Below are 1,011 nucleotides of genomic sequence, written 5' to 3'. Positions count from 1 at the left end.
GCCTCTCTTCACCACCGAGTACTACGAGCTGGTGCGGGGGGAGCGGGCCGGGGAACAGTCCGGGGAGCAGGACGGTGGCGTGGAGACCGATCTCTTCGCCGGGACCGAGGAGGCGGCGTCGTGAGTGCGGGCGGGCCGGGGTCCATGCTCGCGCAACCCTTCAAGCCTCCCTCCGCGGGGCGGATCGCCGCCTGTCTGGGGCTCTTCCTGCTCGGCGTCGTGGTCGGGATCGCGGGGGCGCTCGTACAGGCCGCCTGGTTCCCCGGCGGGCTGCTGCTCGCGCTCGCCGGTGCCGCCGGGCTGTTCCTCGGCGGGGCGAGGGCCGTGGGCAGCCGGAGCGGGGCCGTGGCGGGTGCCGCCGGCTGGGCCGTCGTGGTCGTCCTGCTCACCGCCGGCCGACCGGAAGGGGACTTCATGTTCGCGGCCGGCGGCGGATCCTATATCTTCCTGCTTGGCGGCATGGCCCTTGCTGTGATCTGCGCCACGATGGGGCGCGGGCGGCAACCTGATGGCGACGGCATTCGACCTGGCAAGTGACGTACCACTTCTTCCCGTACCGCCCGTGCGGGTCCGGTGCGGGTTTCCCCAGCGGTCCCGGGAAACGAGCCGGTCGTGGCCAGTATGGTGGTGCGCGCCGCCGAGCCGCCCGCAGTGAGGTCGTGACGGGCGGCGGAGCCAACCGGGAGAACCTGCCTTGAGTCGTGAAACTGACACTCCGTCCTCCGGGCCCAACGGGCGCGGCGGACCCGCCTACCCCTCGGGGACCCCGCCGTACGGCATCCCGGCGGTGTCCGACGGCCGTGCGGACGCGGGCCGTTCGGCCGCGGAGCCGGAGGAACGCAAGACCGAGACCACGCTGACGACCCGGATCCGGATCAACATCCCCGGGTCCAGGCCGATTCCGCCCGTGGTCGTGCGCAAGCCCGTCTCCTCGGGCAGCTCCGAGGGCAAGGCCGAGGACACCGCCGGGGCGGGCGCCGGCGACGATGCCCAGCAGCCGCCGGCGGCTCC

Annotated in this window: 1 protein-coding gene and 2 pseudogenes; all 3 read left to right on the top strand. The window is 73.6% G+C overall.

Annotation, left to right across the window (positions count from 1 at the left end; all coding sequences use genetic code 11):
• Window positions 1-124 (top strand): annotated as a pseudogene (locus RH94_RS42925) (N-acetyl-1-D-myo-inositol-2-amino-2-deoxy-alpha-D-glucopyranoside deacetylase); the annotation flags it as partial.
• A 20-nt stretch (window positions 125-144) separates the two neighbouring features.
• Window positions 145-537: a DUF6113 family protein gene (locus RH94_RS10010; protein ID WP_073947301.1), complete on the top strand. Its 393-nt coding sequence runs from the start codon at window positions 145-147 to the stop codon at window positions 535-537.
• Between the two features lie 157 nt (window positions 538-694).
• A pseudogene (locus tag RH94_RS42920) lies at window positions 695-1,011 on the top strand (hypothetical protein); the annotation flags it as partial.

The sequence above is a fragment of the Streptomyces kebangsaanensis genome, from assembly GCF_001906585.1.
GTDB lineage: Bacteria > Actinomycetota > Actinomycetes > Streptomycetales > Streptomycetaceae > Streptomyces > Streptomyces kebangsaanensis.
This window is presented reverse-complemented; position numbering and strand designations above follow the sequence as displayed.